Raw genomic sequence first — 18209 nt, 5'->3', positions numbered from 1 at the left:
CAATGACATGGCGACATCGGCGGAGTCAGTCGAAGTCGAACAGGTCGAACACCGATTTCCGGCGACGCTGGCCGTCATGCTTGTAACGATCGCCGTGCGAGCGGCCATCGTGCCTGTCCCGGTCGTCGTGCGCGCGGCCGTCGCGCCCCCACCCGCCGTCATGGCCGCGCGGCGCTTGCGCATCGTGCCGCACGGGCGTCTCGTCGCGACGCACCGGCGCGTCGCCGGCCTCGCGCGCGATCAGCTTGTCGAGTTCGCCGCGATCGAGCCATACGCCGCGGCAGGTCGGACAGTAGTCGATTTCGATCGACTGGCGCTCGGCCATCAGCAGGTCGGGCGTCTTGCAGACAGGGCATTTCATCGCGCTTCTCCTTTCCGTGCGAATTTCGTCTGGATTCCATATGAGACGCGCGAGCCGGGTGCCGCCTGAGCGGCAGCCGGCGTCGCGCGCGGCCGCTCAGCGGCCTTCCGTCCGTGCCGCGCGCTTCACCTTCGCGCGCCGCGCCAGCATGTTCATGCCCTCGACGAACGCCGAGAACGCCATCGCCGCGTAGATGTAACCCTTCGGCACATGCGAGCCGAAACCTTCGGCGATCAGCGTCATGCCGATCACCACCAGGAACGACAGCGCGAGCATCACGATGGTCGGGTTGCGGTCGATGAAGCGTGCGAGCGGCTGCGCGGCGAACAGCATCACGGAGACGGCGACGATCACCGCGACGAACATGATCGGCACGTGTTCGGTCATGCCGATCGCGGTCACGATGCTGTCGATCGAGAACACGATGTCGAGCATCACGATCTGGCCGATCGCGGCCCACATCGTCAGGCCTGCCGCGCCGCCGGCACCGCCCGCGCCGTCACCGTCGTGCGACACGTGGTGATGGATCTCGGTGGTCGCCTTCCACACGAGGAACAGGCCGCCCGACAGCAGGATCATGTCGCGCCACGAGAACGCGTGGTCGAACAGCGTGAACACCGGTTCGGTGAGGCTTGCGATCCACGCGACGCTGCCGAGCAGCGCGAGGCGCATCACCAGCGCGAGCGCGATGCCGAGGCGCTGCGTGCGGGCGCGTTGCGCTTCGGGCAGCTTGTTGCTGAGGATCGAGATGAAGATCAGGTTGTCGATGCCGAGTACGACTTCCATCACGACGAGCGTCAGAAGCGCCGCCCAGACGGCAGGGTCGGCGGCAAGCGTCAGCAGGTAGTCCATGAAATGGGCCGATTCGAAAGTGGAAAGCCCGATGATATGCCGCCCAGAACTTCGTAAAAATCAGAGAGAATCTGATTTTTGGTTCGGTTTTTCCGAAATTACGTTCCGATGCTCAATTTCCGACATCTGTACTACTTCTGGGTCGTCGTGAAGGAAGGCGGCTTTGCGCGCGCGGCCGGGCGGCTCGACATGGCCGTGCAGACCATCAGCGCGCAGGTGCGCGAGCTCGAGAAAGCGCTCGGGCACCAGTTGCTGCGCCCGGCCGGGCGCAGCGTCGCGATGACCGACGCCGGCCAGGCCGCGTTTGCGCGCGCGGAGGCGATCTTCGAGATGGGACGGCTGATCCCCGACGAAGTGCGCGCGGCAGCCAGCCAGCCGACCGTGCGGCTCGCGGTCGGCCTCGCGGACGGCATCTCCAAGCTCGCCGCGCACGCGATCCTGGCACCCGTGCTGGATACCCCCACGCTGCGGCTGCTGTGCCACGAGGGCGAGCACGACGCGCTGCTCGCGGAGCTCGCGCTGCATCATCTCGATCTCGTGCTGGCCGGCCAGGGCGCGCCGTCCGGTTCGAACCTGCGCGTGACGAGCGAGCGGCTCGTCGCGTCGCCGGTCGACTGGTACGGCCCCGCGGCACTCGTCACGCCGGCCGCACGGGAGCACTTTCCGCAGTGCCTCGCCGAGCTGCCCGTGCTGCTGCCGACCGCGCACTCGGCGCTGCGCGCGCGCCTCGACCTGTGGCTGGAAGGTGAGCGGATCGTGCCCCGCGTGGCCGGGGAATTCGAGGACAGCGCGCTGATGGCCGTGTTCGCGGCGCGCGGCCTCGGCGTGTTTCCGCTGAGCGAACTCGGCGCGAACGATGCGTCGCTGCTGCGCGGGTTGCGGCGGCTCGGGCGCGCGGGCGACGTGACCGAGGAGATCCACGCGATCCGCTCGCGGCGCGGCGAACACCATCCGCTGACGTCGCAATTGCTGGACGCGGCGCGCGGCGCGCCGGCCGACTGAAGCGAGTGCGACATCAAACGAAACTATAATGGCGCCCCGGCCTTACGAGATTGCCGCGCGCTTCATCCAGGCACCGCCGTTGCGCGGCCTCTCGCCAAGCCTTCTGAAAGACGCCATGCACAACCGATTTCGCCTGTTTTCCGTTTCGTGCGCGCTCGCGGCCGCGACCGTGCTGGCGGCGTGCTCGTCGCCGCCCAAGCCGATCTACCAGCAGGAACAGTTCGACGCGACGAGCAGCCCGTATGCGCATACGTTCCATTCGAAATCCGACGCGGCCTGCGAGGCCGCGCGGCGCGCGCTGCTGAGCCAGGGTTATGTGGTGTCGTCGTCGCGCAACGATGCGGTCGACGGCAGCAAGAATTTCCAGCCGAACAACGACATGCACGTCGTGATCGAGTTTCACGTCGTGTGCGCGGACGCGAACGCGGACGGCTCGTCGAGCATCGCGTACGTCAACGCGGTGCAGGATCGTTACACGCTGAAGAAGTCGAATACGTCGGCCAGCGTCGGGCTCAGCGTGTTCGGCTCGCTGTCGCTGCCGATCGGGTCGAGCGACGACGCGCTCGTCAAGACCGCCAGCGAGACGATTCCCGCCGGCGTGTTCTATGAGCGCTTCTTCAATCTCGTCGAGCATTTCCTGAAGATCGACCCGGCCCGCCGCGACCGCGCGACCGTCAAGGCCGCCGAGAAGGAACCCGTCACACCGCTGCCCGAACCCGCGCCGACGCCGCAGGGCGAGCCGATGAAGATGACGACCCCGGCCGTGCCGACGCCGCCTGCGGCGCCGGTGCCGCTTTCGCTGCCGGCCGTCGCGCCCGAATCGGGCGCGCACGCGGTGCCGGCCGCGGCGTCGGCCGTGGTCGCGCCGGCGGCAATGCGTGCTGCCGCGCCGGTGGCCGCGTCGGGTTCGGGTTCGGGTTCGGGTTCGGGTTCGGGTTCGGGTTCGGGTTCGGGTTCGGGTTCGGGTTCGGGTTCGGGTGCGGGTGCGGGTGCGGGTGCGGGTGCGGGTGCGGGTGCGGGTGCGGGTGCGGGTGCGGGTGCGGGTGCGGGTGCGGGTGCAGCACCGGCTCCTGCCACCGCGTCGACGCCCGCACCGGCAATGGCACCTGCAACGGCGTCCGGAGCGGCATCCACACCGGCATCAGCGCCCGTGCAGGCTTCCGCGCCTGTTCCCGCTTCCAGTCCGGCATCGACACCCGCCGCAGCGGCATCGGCGCCCGCCGCTTCCCCAACCGCCGCTGCGACACCGACACCGGCACCGGCCGCACCTGCGCACGTGCCCACCGCATCTGCCCCCGTACCGGCATCGGCGCCCTCGAGCTCGGCACCCGCGCCTGCCGCGGCCAATCCTGTCGCCTCGTCCGCACCGTCCGGCGCGAGCGCACCGGCCGCAAACTGATCGGTCACCCGTATCGCCGCGCCCGGCCGTAACCGGCGCAGCGCGACGATACGCACCCTTCCCGTCGTTCCTCACATGAATTTCCGCGCTGCCGGCTGCCTGTCCGTTGCGTAGCCGGCATTGCGCCGACGCTTCGCAGCGGGAATACGCGGCCAATGCACGCATTCGCCGCGTTCGCCCCGATCGACGGCCGCCCCGCCTACCGCAACGTCGCGCGCAGCGTCTGCAACTGCTCGACGGTCGCCGTCACGCCGCCGCAGACGATCACGGCGATATCCGTCGCCGACGCGAGCACGGGCACTGGCCGCTCGAGCGCAGCCAGCGCGGCACCGCAGGCGGGCTCGACGACGATCCGGTGCTCGTCGACGAAGCGCAGCGACGCGGCCACCGCGTCGGCGTCGGACACGACGACCGGATGAATCTCGTGCCGCGTCGCCCATTCGACCGCCGCGTCGCACGGCCGCTTCGCGCCAAGCGACGTCGCGATGCTCGTGATCGCCGGCAATTCGGCCGGGCGCCCCTGCGCGAGCGAGCGCGCGTAGCAGTCGGCGCCTTCCGTTTCGGCCGCGACCACCGGCACGTCGTGCCAGGCGTTGCGCGCCAGCCCTTCGAGCACACCGCACAGCAGCCCGCCGCCACCGACCGCGAGCACGACCGCGTCGGGCTTCGGGCCGGCCGCCGCCATCTCGTCGATCATCGTCGCGTGGCCCTGCCACAGCGCGCGGTCGTCGAACGGGTGCACGAACGCATCGTGCTCGCCGAGCGCCGACTGCGCGAACGCGTTCGCCTCGGCCCAGCTCGGGCCGTGCACGATCAGCTCCGCGCCCTCGACACGGATCAGCTCGCGGGCGCGGGCCGATGCGCTTTCCGGCACGACGACGCGTACCGGCACGCCGAGTTCGCGGCCGCAATAGGCAACCGCGATGCCCGCGTTGCCGCCCGACGACGACACGAACCGCCGCGCGCCGGCCGCGTGCCGCGCTTCGCAGACGGCACCGATGCCGCGCAGCTTGAACGAGCCCGACGGCTGCAGCGCATCGAGCTTCAGCCGGATGGTCCTGCCGAGCCGGCGGGACGCGATTTGCGAGCGGATATAGGGAGTCGGGATATGAAGCGGCATGGGGACGGAACCAATGGGAACGGAGCGAACGGAAGAAACGCACGGAAGAAGCGCACGCGACCCGCGAGGGCGAGCGGCGATGACGGCTATCGTACGGCAGGCTCTCCATGCTTTCCAATACCATTGCATGGCACTTGCTATGCTTCACGGGTATATCAACGAACCGGAACGGATACCGCATGCGCCAGATCGAATTGCGTCACCTGCGCTACTTCGTCGCCGTCGCACAAGCCGGCAGCGTGATGGCGGGCGCCCGTGCGGCCGGCATCGTCCAGCCCGCGCTGTCGCGACAGATCCGCGAACTCGAGGACGCGATCGGCACGCCGCTGCTGGTCCGCCGCGCAACGGGCGTCACGCTCACGGCGGCCGGCACGAGCTTCCTGCAGGACGCAACCGGCCTGCTCGCGACATTGCAGGACAGCCGTGAGCGCGCGCTGCGCAGCGCGGCCGGCCAGCTGGGCGAACTCCGGCTCGGCGCGTTGCCGAACTGCCTGCCGTTGCCTGTCGTCGCGAACGTCCTCAGGGCGTTTCGCGATGCCTGCCCGGACGTCAAGCTGTCGATCGCGCCGATGCTGTCGGCCGAACAGGCGAACGCGCTGGTGCGCGGCCAGCTCGACGGCGGCATCATGGCGTGGCGTCGCGACGAGGCGCCGCACCTGTCCGGCGTCCGATTGCTGAGCGACCGCTTCGTGCTCGCGATGCCCGCGCCGCCTGGCGGACACTTCACCGCGCCGCGCACGCTGGCCGACATCGCGAACGAGCCCTTCGTGTGGTTCGACGCGCAGCGCTCCGCCGCGCATCACCGGTTCCTGATGGCGCAGTGCCGGCAGGCTGGCTTCACGCCGCGCATCGCGCAGGTCGGCAGCGACATCCCGACGCTGATCGGCCTCGTCGCGGCCGGAATGGGCTGTGCGTTCGTGCCGGAAAGCGCGTCGCCGACCTGCCCGCACACGGTCCGGCTCGTCGCGCTCGACGAACTCGCGAGCCGCTTCGACATCGAGTTCGTGTTCGACGGCGCCGCCGTGCCGCCGTCGCCCGTCGTCGCGCGGTTTCTGGCGGCCGTGCGCGATGCGGCCGGCGAAGCGAACTGACCGGACGCAGTTCGACCGAAGACGCGCCCGGCACACGATCGGGCGGCCGAATTCGCCCCGTCGATCCACGACCGGATACCCCTTCGTCAAAACGCCGGTTCGACTGGCCTCACGTACTAATCACCAGCATCGCTTCCGCTAAACATCTTTCAAAACGCCAACGGAAGGCGCCGCAGCGCCGGTGTTTTTAAATTGACACCCAAAACAGCCGTTTAACGCCGGTTCGAATTGTCATGCGTCGAAATATACTTCGCGCGCATCCAACCCTCGTGCCAAAGAGAGGATGCGTTTCTGCCCCGGTCACGGTCCCCCTGTGGCCGGGGCTTTTTTTACCTGCGCGCCTTGTCTGAAAAGGGTTTCCGGCGGTGACGCGACGCTCGCGCCGGGCGATGACCGCCACCTCGCCGGCCCGCCGGATCCGCGCCGCCGGACGGGCGGCGGACGGCTTCCGGGCCACCGGGCGAAAAAGGGCGAAACGGACATCCGTCCGCGTCGGACCGCCCATGAATTGCGCTCTCCCGGTCGAGCGTCACCCGCCCATCTTTACAACCAGCCTTCACAAAAGCCCTCCGCTCGTTCACCCGCGCCGTCTGCCGGTTTCGCTGTACGCTGCATTGTTGAAATGAAATCAAGATAATTTCGTCCGGATACGGCTTTTTCCGCAAAAGTGAAGCAGGCACACTTCGCACTGTCCTCAATGGCCTCGTGCCGTTGTTTCTCGATTACAGGAGCACATCGCGTGAACCCCACGACTTCCTCTCCTTCCCGCCCGGGCGGCGGCGCCGCGCTGCCGCTGCTGGCGCTCGCCGCCGGTGCATTCGGCATCGGTACGACCGAGTTCTCGCCGATGGGCCTGCTGCCGGTGATCGCCGAAGGCGTGCACGTGTCGATTCCGCAAGCCGGCATGCTGATCAGTGCTTACGCGATCGGCGTGATGGTCGGCGCGCCGCTGATGACGCTGCTGCTCGCGCGCTGGTCGCGCCGCTCGGCGCTGATCGCGCTGATGTCGATCTTCACGATCGGCAACCTGCTGTCGGCGCTCGCGCCCGGCTACACGACGCTGCTGCTCGCCCGCCTCGTGACGAGCCTCAACCACGGCGCCTTCTTCGGGCTCGGCTCGGTGGTCGCGGCCAGCCTCGTGCCGCGCGAAAAGCAGGCCAGCGCGGTCGCGACGATGTTCATGGGTCTCACGATCGCGAACGTCGGCGGCGTGCCGGCCGCGACCTGGCTCGGCCAGATCATCGGCTGGCGCATGTCGTTCGCGGCGACCGCGGGCCTCGGCCTGGTCGCGATCGCGGGGCTGTTCGCCGCGCTGCCGAAGGGCGAAGCCGGCAAGATGCCCGACCTGCGCGCCGAACTCTCGGTGCTGACGCGCCCCGTCGTGCTCGGCGCGCTCGGGACGACCGTGCTCGGCGCCGGCGCGATGTTCACGCTCTACACGTATGTCGCACCGACGCTCGAGCACCTGACCGGCGCCACGCCCGGCTTCGTGACCGCGATGCTGGTGCTGATCGGCGTCGGCTTCTCGATCGGCAACATCGCGGGCGGGCGTCTGGCCGACCGCTCGCTCGACGGCACGCTGATCGGATTCCTGCTGCTGCTGATCGCAACGATGGTCGCGTTCCCGGTACTCGCCAGCACGCATGCCGGCGCCGCCGTCACGCTGCTCGTGTGGGGCATCGCGACGTTCGCGGTCGTGCCGCCGCTGCAGATGCGCGTGATGCGGGCGGCCCACGAGGCGCCGGGCCTTGCGTCGGCGGTCAACATCGGCGCGTTCAACCTCGGCAACGCACTCGGCGCGGCCGCCGGCGGCGCGGCGATCTCGGCGGGCTTCGGGTATGCGGCCGTGCCGCTCGTCGGCGGGCTGATCGCCGCGGCCGGCCTCGCGCTCGTCTTCCTGCAGATCGCGCAACAGCGCCGCGCACCGGCCGCCGCGAATTCGTAATCGCGACACGCCGTCCGCCGGCGACGAATGCCGGATCACCACCCCGCACCAACACACGTTCGCGGCCGCTCGATGCGGCCGCGTTCGTTTTCAACCGTCAATTCCACTTCATTCGTTTTTCCAGTCCGGATATCCGGAATATCCGTATATCCCGCCTCAACAAGAATCAAATTCTCTTGCGAATTGCGGGAATCAATTCAATTCCCTTGAGCGATTCATTTTTTCGCCCTCTGAATTCCGCCGAATTCATTAATCAACCATTCCGTACAGGCTGATTCATCCCCGCTAATTCAGGCAAAAAGTCACGACCGAATCCAGCATGACTCATGAAGTGCTTGCTACATCCCAGGAAAATATTTCACTCAATTCGTATATTTAAATCACAAATCGCAATGCTTCCCGACTTTATTTACTCAACACCCAATCCAGATGTAACAAAATGAAACAGGGCCGATTTTAATATTGAAAGAATTGCGGGTTCGTATCAGCATTTGCGGTACCGTGGCCTGCGAAGCGCGGCATAAATCCAACGAAAATTCGATCGATGAGGGATCTGCGTGAAAGTCGCCATCGTATCCACCACATTGTCGCTCGCGCTGTCAGTCGGCCTTTCGACACCCGCCGCAGACGCCGCCGTCTATTCGAACGGCACGTCGACCGCCACCTTCAACGTCACGCTCACGCTGCAACCGAACTGCGCGATCACGGCGAATCCGCTGGCCTTCGGCACGAACGGCGTGCTGTCCGCCGCGATCAACCAGCAGACGACCTTGAGCGTCACCTGCACCAACACGACGCCGTACAACGTCGGTCTCGACGCGGGCCTGGTCACGGGGTCGACCGTCGCGAGCCGGCTGATGGCCGGCACGGCGACCGGCAACACGACGACGACGGTCGGCTTCCAGCTCTACCAGGACGCCGGACGGACGACGATCTGGGGCAACACACAAGGCACGGACACCGTGGCCGGCACCGGCACGGGGTCCGCACAGTCCTTCACCGTCTACGGCCAGGTGCCCACGCAAGCCACGCCGAAGCCGGACACTTATCAGACGACCATCACCGCAACCGCCTACTTCTGACCGGCGCTGCTTCCCATGTCCGCATTACGTCGAACGCTCGCCGCGCTGCTGTGCGCGGCCGGCGCCGCGCACGCCGCGTCGCTGCAGATTTCCCCCGTCACGATCGAATTCGGCGCCGACGACACGGCCACCGGCATCACGCTCCGCAATCCGGGCGAGCGCCCGGTGTACGGGCAGGTGCGCGTGTTCCGCTGGGATCAGGCCAATGGCCAGGATGCGTTGACGCCCACCCAGGATCTGCTCGCCAGCCCGCCGCTGATCGAGGTCGGCAAGCAGTCCGAGCAGCTGATCCGCGTCGTGCGCGCTTCGCGTACGCCAGCCGGTACCGAGCAGACCTACCGGCTGCTGATCGACGAGTTGCCGCAGCCCGGCGAGGCACCGGCCAACGGCGTGTCGATCCGGCTGCGCTATTCGATTCCGGTATTCGTCGAGCCGGCCGCCAACGGCGCGCCGCAGCTCGACTGGGCGCTCCTGCGCAGCAACGGCGGCTGGGTGCTGCGCGTGCACAACGGCGGCACGCGGCGCGCGCAACTCGCGTCGGTCGAACTCGTGACCGGCGACGGGCGCGCGTACCCGCTCACGCGCGGGCTGCTCGGCTACGCGCTGGCGGGCCGAACCGGCCAGTGGAGCGTGCCGCTGCCGGCCGGCGTCGCGCTCGGCGGCAAGGTCACGGTGCGGGCGGCCGTCAATTCGCAGCCGGCCAGTGCGGTCGTCGCGGTGGAGCCGCCGGGCTAGACCGCCGGTGCGCCGCCCGGCCTCTCCCCCTTCGCCACGCGCCGGCACGCCCCCGGCCAACGGACGCGGAACGCCGCGCCGCTCGCCGCGCGCCGTGCTCGCGGCCATCGTGGCCGGCGGCCTGCTCGCGCTCGGCCCGGTGCGCGCTGACGAACTCCCGGTACTCGTGATGACCGACGGCACGCACGACGTGATCCTCGAAGTCAGCGTCAACGGCGAAAACACGACGCTGCTCGCGCACTTCCGCGAACGCGACGGCCACCTGTCGGCGAGCGGCGCCGACCTGCGCACGATCGGCGTTGCGACCGACCGGCTCGGCCTCGCCGACGCGGCGACGGTCGACCTCGACGCGATTCCCGGCCTGCGCTACCGCTACGACGCGGCACGCCAGAGCGTCGACCTGCAGATGCCCGACTCGCTGCGCCGGCCGTACGCGGTCGACAGCCGTGCGTTGCCGCCCACGCAGGCGGCCAGCGCGTCGCGCGGCGTCGCGATCAACTACGAGGCGTACGCGCAGACGATCGGCGACCGGCAGTACTCGCTCTACACCGACGTGCGCTACTTCGATCCGGGCGGCGTGTTCGACACCACGGGCGCCGCGACCTTCTACAACGGCCAGCGGCGCTACACGCGCTTCGATACGTCATGGAGCCGCTCGGACCCGGCGCGGCCGAGCACGACGCAGATCGGTGACACGATCTCGGGGTCGCTCGCGTGGACGCGCTCGGTGCGCATCGGCGGCTTCCAGTGGCGCAGCAACTTCGCGCTGCGCCCCGATCTCGTCACGTTCCCGATCCCGTCGCTCGCGGGCTCCGCCGCCGTCCCGTCGGCCGTCGACCTCTACATCAACAACGTGCGCCAGTACACCGGCAACGTGCCGAGCGGCCCGTTCCTCATCCATGACGTGCCGGGCATCAGGGGTGCCGGCCAGGCGACCGTCATCACGCGCGACGCGCTCGGCCGCACCGTCGCGACCTCCGTGCCGCTCTACGTCGATACGCGCATGCTGTCCGCCGGGTTGTCGAGCTATTCGTTCGAAGCCGGCTTCCTGCGCCGCAACTACGGGCTGCGGTCGTTCGACTACGACGCGCGGCCGGCCGTCAGCGGGTCGATGCGGCGCGGCGTCACCGACGCGCTGACCGTCGAGGGGCATGCGGAAGCGACCGGCAGCGTGCTCAACGCCGGCGTCGGCGCGCTGCTGCGGCTCGGCTACGCGGGCGTCGTGAGCGGCGCGGTCGCGGGCAGCGCCGGCCGCTTTCCGGGCACGCAGGTGAGCGTGGGCTACCAGCTGATCGAGCCGCGCTTCTCGATCAACGCGCAGACGATCCGCGCGTTCGGCCGCTACGGCGACCTGGCCTCGCGCGACGGCGCGACGGCGCCGGCGGCGACCGACCAGGCGACGCTCGCGCTGCCGTTCATGCACCGCCAGACCCTGTCGCTCAGCTATATCGGCTTCCGGATGCCGCAAGGCCCGAGCACGCGGATCGGCACGGTGTCGTACACGCTGGGCTTCGGCGATCTCGCGTCGCTGAGCGTGAGCGCGTACCGCGACTTCGCGCAGCAGGGTGCGAACGGCGCGTTCGTGTCGCTGAACATCGGGCTCGGCCGCAACACGTCGATCAACACGACCGTCGGCCGCCAGCGCGGCCAGTCGAACTACACCGTCGACGCGAGCCGCCCGCCCGACTACGGCGGCGGCTGGGGCTGGGGCGTGCAGACGGGTGGCACGGGCGCGGTGCCCTACCGGCAGGCGCAACTGCGGTATCTCGGCCACGCGGGCGAAGTCATCGCTGCCGCGCAGCACATCGACCGCCAGACCGGCGCGTCGCTCGACGTGAGCGGCGCGCTCGTGTTCATGGACAGCAGCCTGCAGGTGTCGCGCCGCATCGACGACGGCTTCGCGCTCGTGTCGACCGACGGCGTCGCGGGCATTCCGGTGCTGCACGAGAACCGCGTGATCGGCACGACCGACCGCGCGGGGCACCTGCTCGTGCCCGACCTCAACGCGTACCAGAACAACCAGATCGCGATCGACTCGATGAAGCTGCCCGCCGATGCGCGGATCGCCCGCACGTCGATGACGGTCGTGCCGCAGGCGCAGTCGGGTGTCGTCGCGCACTTCGGCGTGTCGCGCTATCGCGCGGCGTCGGTGATCCTGCGCGACGCCGAGGGCCGCCCGCTGCCGGCCGGTGCGCGCGTGCATCACGCCGAAAGCGGCGCGGATACGATCGTCGGCTACGACGGGCTCACGTTCATCGACGGGCTGAAGGAGGACAACCACCTCGTGATCGACTCCGGCACGCAGCGCTGCATCACGGAATTCGCGTTCACCGCGCCCGGCAACGGCACGCTGCCGACCATCGGGCCCCTCACCTGCCGGGCGGCGCCATGAGGCTCGCGCTGCTGCTCGTCATCGCGTTCGCCGCGTGGTGCGGCGTGCCGCATCACGCGCGGGCCGAGTCCTGCACGGCCACGGCGTCGACGGTCAGCTTCGGATCGGTCAGCCCGATCTCCAACGCACCGGTCACCGCGACCGGCACCGTCAGCGTCACCTGCACATGGTCGACCGTCTCGCTGGTGCCGAACGTGCTCGTGTGCCTGAACCTCGGCGGCACGAGCCCGCGCAGCCTCGTCAACGGCACGAACGCGATGCAGTACGACCTCTATCTCGACGGCGGACATTCGGTCGCGTGGGGCTCGGTGTATTCCGGCACGACGCCGGCGTCCGTCACGCTCGCCAAACCCGCGCTCGGCACGAGCGCGTCCGCGACGGTCACCGTGTACGGACAGATCACCGGAAACCAGCCGACCGTGCCGACGACCGGCAACAGCACCACGACCTATTCGCAGCAGTTCGGCGGCAACACGACGTCGATCAACACCGGGTTCTACCTGCTCGTCGCGCCGACCTGCGCATCGCTGACGACGTCGAGCGGCACCTTCCCGTTCGGCGCGACGGCGGACGTCATCAACAACTGCAACATCAACGCGACCAACGTGAACTTCGGCACCGCGAGCATCCTGTCGGGCACGCTCGCGGCAACGGGGACGATCACCGCGCAATGCACCAACGGCGACGCGTGGAAAATCGCGCTGAGCAGCGGCGGCAGCGGCGACGTGACGGCGCGCCAGATGAAGCGCAGCGGTGGTGGCGGGACGATCGATTACGGACTGTATACGGACGCCGCGCACTCGATCGGATGGGGCGACGGCACGGGCGGCAGCGCGACGGTCACGGGTGTCGGCACGGGCACGTCGCAGGTCGTGACCGTATACGGCGCGGTGCCGGCGCAGGCCACGCCAGCGCCCGGCAGCTACAGCGACACGATCACCGCGACGATCAGTTTCTAGCGTTCAACGGCGTGAACGGGCGGGCGCGCCGCTCAGAACGTGACGGTCCATGCGGGCGGCGCGCCCGCGCCGATGCTGCGCGGCGCCGACCGCGCGTCGGGCAGCGCCGCGTGGCTGAGCACGAACGGCGTGCCGTGCATGCAACTGACGCTCGGCATGCCGGCATCGGCAGCGGCCTGCGGCGCGCCGGCGTCAATCGTGCAGGTTTCCGGAATGACGAGACTGACTCGCAGCGGAATCGACGGCTCCGCCGCGCTCGCGAGCGACCCTGCGCCCAGTACGGCGAGCGCGATCGCACCGCGTGTGATCTGGCCGGCTGTCATCGTGCGGCCCTCCTTCGTGCATCCATCCAGGCAGATGCGCGAATTATCGGCATGCGCGCGGAAAACCTCAATCCGCGCGCACGCGGTCGAACCCCGCCGCGCCGGTCAGCGCGCGCCGGCGAACCCGCCGAAGAACGCACGCGCGTTGGCGTCGAGGCTTTCGAGGTGATAGCCGCCTTCCTGCACGATCACCGTCGGCAACCCGAGTGCGCCGATGGCCCCGCCGAGCCGCCCGAAACCGCCGGTCGTGACGGCAACCTGCGATTGCGGATCGTCCTTGTAGATATCGAAGCCGAGCGCGAGCACGAGCGCATCGGGCTGGAACCGCGCGAGCGCGCGCAGCGCGTCGTCGAGCCGCTCGAAGAACGCCGACTCGGGCGCGCCGTGCGGCATCGGCAGGTTGAGGTTGAAACCGTCGCCGGGCCCCGTGCCCGTCTCTTCCTCGTAACCCGCGACGACCGGGTAGAAGTTGGTCGGGTCGCCGTGGATCGACACGTACAGCACGTCGTCGCGGCCGTAGAAGATCTCCTGCACGCCCTGCCCGTGATGCATGTCGGTGTCGAGAATCGCGACCCGGCGATGGCGGCCGAGCAGCGCCTGCGCGGCGATCGCCGCATTGTTCAGGTAGCAGAAGCCGCCGGCCGCGTCGCGGCGCGCGTGATGGCCGGGCGGCCGGCACAGCGCGTACGCGTCGCGTGCGCCGTCGTTGACGTCGGCCGCAGCCGCAAGCGCACTCTGCGCGGACCAGTACGCGGCGCGCCACGTGTTCGCACCGACCGGGCAACTGCCGTCGGCGAGATAGCGCGCGGCCTTCGCGAGCACGCCGCGCAGCGGGTTCGGGTCCCGCACGAACACGTTCGACATCACTTCGTCGCCCCAGTCGTCGGGCATCCGCTTCCAGTCGCGGTGCGCTTCTTCCAGAAAGCGCAGGTAGTTCATGTCGTGCACGGCCGCGATCGGCGCGGTGCCGCGGTCGGCCGGCTCGCGCACGTCGATGTCGAGCGACCGGACGGCCGCGACGAGCCGCGCCGCGCGCTCGGGCACTTCCTGCGGCTCGCGCATCCGGCCGCGCGACAGGTAGCTGCGCGGATGGTGCAGCAGCTGCTCGGGATGGAAATAGGTGTTCATCGTTTGCCCTCGTCGGTTGTTCTGTCGGTCGATCGGTCGGTTCGCGCTGTCACGCATCCTGCGTGGCGGCGGCCACGGCAACGCTCGCCGCGACGCCGGCGCGGGCGAGCACCGCATGAAGGAGCACGTTCGTGCCGCGCGTCACGTCGGCGGGCAGCGCGTCCTCGGCTTCGTTGTGCGACAGGCCGTCGACGCACGGGATGAACACCATCGCGGTCGGAACGCGGCGCGCGAGCAGGATCGCGTCGTGCCCGGCGCCGCTGACGATCCGCTCGTTCGTATAGCCGAACGCGGCAGCCGCCTGCGCGACCAGTTCGACGCAGTCGCGATCGAACGGCGTCGCCGGGCTGCGCCAGCAGGTGTCGATCGCGACCTGCACGCCGCGCGCCGCGGCGACACGTGCGCAGGCATCGCGCAGTTCGCGCTCCATCGCGTCGACTTGCGCATCGTCGTGATGACGGAGGTCGACCGTGAACGTCACGTCGCCGGCAATGGTGTTGCGCGACGCGTTGCGGATGCCGACCTGCCCGATCGTCGCGAGCCCGCGCGGTGCATGACCGGCGACGATCCGTTCGAGTTCGAGCGCCATCTGCGCGCTCGCGAAATACGCGTCCTTGCGATACGGCATCGGTGTCGTGCCCGCATGCGCGGCCACGCCCGTCACCGTCACGTCGAGCCAGCGGATCGCCTGCCCGCCCGTGACGATACCGATCGTCGTACCGTTGGCCTCCAGCACCGGGCCCTGTTCGATATGCGCCTCGAAGTACGCATCGACCGCGCCGCCCGTCGCGCGCGCGCCGCGATAACCGCAGGCGTCCAGTGCCGCGCCGAGCGTGATGCCGTCGGCGTCCCGCTTCGCGAGCGCATCGTCGAGCGGCAACGCGCCCGTGAACACGGCCGAGCCGAGCATCGCCGGCGCGAAACGCGCGCCCTCCTCGTTGGTCCACGACACGATTTTCAGCGGCTTGCCGGTCGCGATGCCTGCGTCGTTCAGCGTGCGCACGAGCTCGAGCGCGGCGAGCACGCCATAAACGCCGTCGAACCGGCCGCCTTCGGGCTGCGTGTCGAGATGACTGCCGATCAGCACCGGCGCGGCCTGCGCATCGACGCCGTCGCGCCGCGCGAACAGGTTGCCGACCGCGTCGACGCTCACCGTCATCCCCGCGTCGCGGCACCACTGCGCGAACAGGTCGCGCCCGCGACGATCGTCGTCGGTGAGCGCCAGGCGCCGCACGCCGCCGCGAGGCGTCGCACCGACGCTCGCCATGTCCGCCAGGCTCTGCCACAAGCGGGCGCCGTCGATTTCCAGCAGGTCTTTCATGTGCACTCCGGATGAATTCGTTCGTTGAGGTTCACTGCGAGCCGAGCGCTTCGGCGGCGGCCGGCCGCGCTGCGCGGCGTGCGTCGATCGCGACGATGGAGAGCAGCGAGATGCCGGCCAGGCACGTGTAGAACACCGCGAGCGGCCACCACTGGCCCGTGAAGCGATGCGCGAGCCACGTGCCGACGAGCGGCGTCAGCCCGCCCGCGATCGCGCCGCAGATCTGGTAAGCCAGCGAGATCGCCGAATAGCGCACGTGCGCGGGAAACACGTCGCTCACGAAACCCGCGATCACCGAATAGAAGCCGGCCATGCACACCACGGCGAGCGCGATGCCGGCAATCAGCGACGCGGACGTGCCGCCCTGCACGAGCATGAACATCGGATACGGCGACAGCATCGCGAGCAGCGCCGCGAGTTTCAGGAAGCGCGCGCCGCCGATGCGCTCGGCGATCCACGCGGCGACCGGTTGCGCGAAGAACTGGATGATCGCGACCGCGAACAGGCTGTCGAGGATCAGCGATCGCGAGACGCCGACGTACTGCGTCGTGTACGCGATCATGAACGTGTTCGTGAAATAGACGCCCGCGATGCCGATCGTGTTCGCGCCGATGCAGAGGAACACGAGCCCCGACGCCGAGCGGAACACTTCCGCAACCGGCAGCTTCACCGTGCGGTTGGTTTCCTTCACGCGCGCGAATTCCGGCGACTCGTTCACGCCGAGCCGGATCAGGATGCCGACCACGAGCAGCACCGAACTCGCGAGAAACGGCAGGCGCCAGCCCCACGCGAGGAAGTCCGCCTTGTCCATCGACGTGACCGCGCGGAACGCGATCAGCGACAGGATCAGCCCGGCCGGGCTGCCGAGCTGCGCGAACGACGCGAAGAACGTGCGGCGCCCCTGCGGCGCATGCTCGCCCGCCATCAGCACCGCGCCGCCCCATTCGCCGCCGACCGCGATCCCCTGCACCACGCGCAGCGCAACGAGCAGCACCGGCGCGAGCAGGCCGACCGTCGAATAATCGGGCAGCAGCCCGACGCAGACGGTCGCGACGCCCATCATCATCAGCGTCGTCATCAGCGCCTTCTTGCGGCCGATGCGATCGCCGAGGTGCCCGAAGATCACGCCGCCGAGCGGCCGCGCGAAGAAGCCGACCGCGAACGTCGCGAACGACGCCATCGTGCTGACGAAGCGGTCATGCGACGGGAAATAGAGTTCGCCGAACACGAGCGCGGCGGCGGTCGCGTAGATGTAGAAGTCGTACCACTCGATCATCGTGCCGATGAACGCGGCCGTCGCGGCGCGTCCCGGCTGGCGGGCGGAAGGAAGAGACTGGGTCATGCGGGCTCCTGACGCGCGCCGCTGCGGCGCGACGCGCAATATCGTGGACGGCCGTCTGTCGCGGCCTTGCGCCGCACGCTGCGGCGCACCTCCTTTATCGGCGACCGCAAATCATTAGTCAAATTTCAAGTTATTATTCGCCGTATAAATTCAACTAATATCCACCCGACGCCTCGCCCGGAGACCCGATGCGCCCCGACCTCGCCCCGTTCCTGAACGACCGTCTCGACTGGAACCTGTTGCGCACCTACCTCGTCATCGTGCAGGAGCGCAGCGTGAGCCGCGCGGCCGCGCGCCTGCACGTGACGCAGCCGGCCGTGAGCCAGGCATTGCGGCGGCTCGAGGACACGCTCGAACGCAAGCTGATCGAGCGGCGCGGCACGCACTTCGCGACGACGCCTGCGGGCGAAGCCGTGTACCGGATCGCGAGCGACATCTACGGCGGCATCTCGCGCCTCGAAACCGAAATCGACGACAGCACGGCCGACCTGACCGGCTCGATCCGGCTGCTGACGGTGAGCCGCATCGAGTCGCCCGTCTACGACGAATTCCTCGCGGAATTCCATCGCGCATATCCGCGCATCGACCTGCAGATCGAGGTGATGCGCTCGTCGGACATCCTGTCTTCGCTGCTGCAGAAAACCGCCACGGCCGGGCTCGGCCTGTGCCGCACGCCGCACGACAAGCTGGAGATGCGCTGCTTCCTGCGCCAGCGCTATGCGATCTACTGCGGCCGCCATCACCGGCTGTTCGGGCAGACGCAACTGCGCATGGACGATCTGCTCGCCGAGAATTTCGTGTCGTTCACGAGCGACCAGATCGGCGACAGCCTGTCGCCGCTCACCGTGTTTCGCGACCAGAAGGGCTTCACGGGGCGCATCGTCGCATCGTCGCCGAGCCTCGAGGAAGTGCGGCGGCTGATCTTCGCGGGTTACGGGATCGGCTGCCTGCCCGAACACATCGTGCGCGACGACATCGCCCAGCAGCGGCTGTGGCGGCTGCCGCCCGACGAAGGGCTCGTCGACGTCGACGTGTTCCTGCTGTGGCATCGCGATCGCAAGATGAACGCGGCCGAGCACGCGTTTCTCGACGCGATGGAGCGCTGCATGCAGCGCCATTCGCTGGCGGAGCGGCTCGGGAAGTAACGGCGCGAGCGC

General features: G+C 68.9%; 16 protein-coding genes. 9 read left to right on the top strand and 7 right to left on the bottom strand.

What is annotated here, in order from left to right; all coding sequences use genetic code 11:
• Positions 1 to 25: 25 nt before the first annotated feature.
• On the bottom strand, positions 26 to 361 hold the full coding sequence (locus tag APZ15_RS10015) for a TFIIB-type zinc ribbon-containing protein (protein WP_027787904.1): 336 nt from the start codon (positions 359 to 361) through the stop codon (positions 26 to 28).
• 96 nt (positions 362 to 457) lie between these two features.
• Entirely contained in the window at positions 458 to 1213 is a 756-nt protein-coding gene (locus APZ15_RS10010; RefSeq protein ID WP_027787905.1) for a TerC family protein, read from the bottom strand.
• 108 nt (positions 1214 to 1321) lie between these two features.
• On the opposite strand from APZ15_RS10010, the gene APZ15_RS10005 reads away from it, so the two are divergent.
• Positions 1322 to 2215 carry a LysR family transcriptional regulator gene (locus APZ15_RS10005; RefSeq protein ID WP_027787906.1) on the top strand — a complete coding sequence of 298 codons (894 nt, stop codon included), beginning with the start codon at positions 1322 to 1324 and terminating at the stop codon, positions 2213 to 2215.
• A gap of 115 nt (positions 2216 to 2330) precedes the next feature.
• Entirely contained in the window at positions 2331 to 3614 is a 1284-nt protein-coding gene (locus tag APZ15_RS10000; protein WP_027787907.1) for a DUF2242 domain-containing protein, read from the top strand.
• A 199-nt stretch (positions 3615 to 3813) separates the two neighbouring features.
• Here APZ15_RS10000 and APZ15_RS09995 read toward each other — a convergent pair whose 3' ends face one another.
• Positions 3814 to 4734, bottom strand: coding sequence for a pyridoxal-phosphate dependent enzyme (locus APZ15_RS09995; RefSeq protein WP_027787908.1), 921 nt, complete (start codon positions 4732 to 4734; stop codon positions 3814 to 3816).
• A gap of 179 nt (positions 4735 to 4913) precedes the next feature.
• Between APZ15_RS09995 and APZ15_RS09990 the strand changes: the two genes are divergently transcribed.
• From APZ15_RS09990 to APZ15_RS09965, 6 genes are all read left to right on the top strand, one after another.
• Entirely contained in the window at positions 4914 to 5825 is a 912-nt protein-coding gene (locus tag APZ15_RS09990; RefSeq protein ID WP_027787909.1) for a LysR family transcriptional regulator, read from the top strand.
• Positions 5826 to 6564: 739 nt separating this feature from the next.
• Positions 6565 to 7770: an MFS transporter gene (locus APZ15_RS09985; RefSeq protein ID WP_027787910.1), complete on the top strand. Its 1206-nt coding sequence runs from the start codon at positions 6565 to 6567 to the stop codon at positions 7768 to 7770.
• Between the two features lie 584 nt (positions 7771 to 8354).
• Positions 8355 to 8852, top strand: a complete 498-nt coding sequence (locus APZ15_RS09980; RefSeq protein ID WP_027787911.1) for a Csu type fimbrial protein — start codon at positions 8355 to 8357, stop codon at positions 8850 to 8852.
• A gap of 15 nt (positions 8853 to 8867) precedes the next feature.
• A complete protein-coding gene (locus tag APZ15_RS09975; protein WP_027787912.1) occupies positions 8868 to 9587 on the top strand; it encodes a fimbrial biogenesis chaperone in 720 nt (239 codons plus the stop codon).
• Positions 9588 to 9681: 94 nt separating this feature from the next.
• A complete protein-coding gene (locus APZ15_RS09970; RefSeq protein WP_226128641.1) occupies positions 9682 to 11979 on the top strand; it encodes a fimbria/pilus outer membrane usher protein in 2298 nt (765 codons plus the stop codon).
• Positions 11976 to 12938, top strand: a complete 963-nt coding sequence (locus APZ15_RS09965) for a Csu type fimbrial protein (RefSeq protein ID WP_027787914.1) — start codon at positions 11976 to 11978, stop codon at positions 12936 to 12938. The genes APZ15_RS09970 and APZ15_RS09965 overlap by 4 nt, the downstream gene beginning before the upstream one ends.
• A 32-nt stretch (positions 12939 to 12970) precedes the next feature.
• Here the strand turns inward: APZ15_RS09965 and APZ15_RS09960 are convergent, their stop codons facing one another.
• From APZ15_RS09960 to APZ15_RS09945, 4 genes are all read right to left on the bottom strand, one after another.
• Entirely contained in the window at positions 12971 to 13261 is a 291-nt protein-coding gene (locus APZ15_RS09960; protein ID WP_027787915.1) for a hypothetical protein, read from the bottom strand.
• A gap of 105 nt (positions 13262 to 13366) precedes the next feature.
• Positions 13367 to 14389 (bottom strand): histone deacetylase family protein, encoded by a 1023-nt coding sequence (locus APZ15_RS09955; RefSeq protein ID WP_027787916.1) that lies wholly within the window; start codon positions 14387 to 14389, stop codon positions 13367 to 13369.
• Positions 14390 to 14438: 49 nt separating this feature from the next.
• Positions 14439 to 15710 (bottom strand): Zn-dependent hydrolase, encoded by a 1272-nt coding sequence (locus APZ15_RS09950; protein ID WP_027787917.1) that lies wholly within the window; start codon positions 15708 to 15710, stop codon positions 14439 to 14441.
• Positions 15711 to 15741: 31 nt separating this feature from the next.
• On the bottom strand, positions 15742 to 17052 hold the full coding sequence (locus APZ15_RS09945) for an MFS transporter (RefSeq protein WP_027787918.1): 1311 nt from the start codon (positions 17050 to 17052) through the stop codon (positions 15742 to 15744).
• A gap of 188 nt (positions 17053 to 17240) precedes the next feature.
• Here APZ15_RS09945 and APZ15_RS09940 point away from each other — a divergent pair, with 188 nt between their 5' ends.
• Entirely contained in the window at positions 17241 to 18197 is a 957-nt protein-coding gene (locus APZ15_RS09940) for a LysR family transcriptional regulator (protein ID WP_027787919.1), read from the top strand.
• Positions 18198 to 18209 lie beyond the last annotated feature (12 nt).

The sequence above is a fragment of the Burkholderia cepacia ATCC 25416 genome (assembly GCF_001411495.1).
Lineage (GTDB): Bacteria > Pseudomonadota > Gammaproteobacteria > Burkholderiales > Burkholderiaceae > Burkholderia > Burkholderia cepacia.
This window is presented reverse-complemented; position numbering and strand designations above follow the sequence as displayed.

What these genes read in the sequence shown, in the direction of transcription:
- APZ15_RS10015 (WP_027787904.1), bottom strand. Translation starts at nt 361, where the DNA reads ATGAAATGCCCTGTCTGCAAGACGCCCGACCTGCTGATGGCCGAGCGC.
- APZ15_RS10010 (WP_027787905.1), bottom strand. Translation starts at nt 1,213, where the DNA reads ATGGACTACCTGCTGACGCTTGCCGCCGACCCTGCCGTCTGGGCGGCG.
- APZ15_RS10005 (WP_027787906.1), top strand. Translation starts at nt 1,322, where the DNA reads ATGCTCAATTTCCGACATCTGTACTACTTCTGGGTCGTCGTGAAGGAA.
- APZ15_RS10000 (WP_027787907.1), top strand. Translation starts at nt 2,331, where the DNA reads ATGCACAACCGATTTCGCCTGTTTTCCGTTTCGTGCGCGCTCGCGGCC.
- APZ15_RS09995 (WP_027787908.1), bottom strand. Translation starts at nt 4,734, where the DNA reads ATGCCGCTTCATATCCCGACTCCCTATATCCGCTCGCAAATCGCGTCC.
- APZ15_RS09990 (WP_027787909.1), top strand. Translation starts at nt 4,914, where the DNA reads ATGCGCCAGATCGAATTGCGTCACCTGCGCTACTTCGTCGCCGTCGCA.
- APZ15_RS09975 (WP_027787912.1), top strand. Translation starts at nt 8,868, where the DNA reads ATGTCCGCATTACGTCGAACGCTCGCCGCGCTGCTGTGCGCGGCCGGC.
- APZ15_RS09965 (WP_027787914.1), top strand. Translation starts at nt 11,976, where the DNA reads ATGAGGCTCGCGCTGCTGCTCGTCATCGCGTTCGCCGCGTGGTGCGGC.
- APZ15_RS09960 (WP_027787915.1), bottom strand. Translation starts at nt 13,261, where the DNA reads ATGACAGCCGGCCAGATCACACGCGGTGCGATCGCGCTCGCCGTACTG.
- APZ15_RS09955 (WP_027787916.1), bottom strand. Translation starts at nt 14,389, where the DNA reads ATGAACACCTATTTCCATCCCGAGCAGCTGCTGCACCATCCGCGCAGC.
- APZ15_RS09950 (WP_027787917.1), bottom strand. Translation starts at nt 15,710, where the DNA reads ATGAAAGACCTGCTGGAAATCGACGGCGCCCGCTTGTGGCAGAGCCTG.
- APZ15_RS09945 (WP_027787918.1), bottom strand. Translation starts at nt 17,052, where the DNA reads ATGACCCAGTCTCTTCCTTCCGCCCGCCAGCCGGGACGCGCCGCGACG.
- APZ15_RS09940 (WP_027787919.1), top strand. Translation starts at nt 17,241, where the DNA reads ATGCGCCCCGACCTCGCCCCGTTCCTGAACGACCGTCTCGACTGGAAC.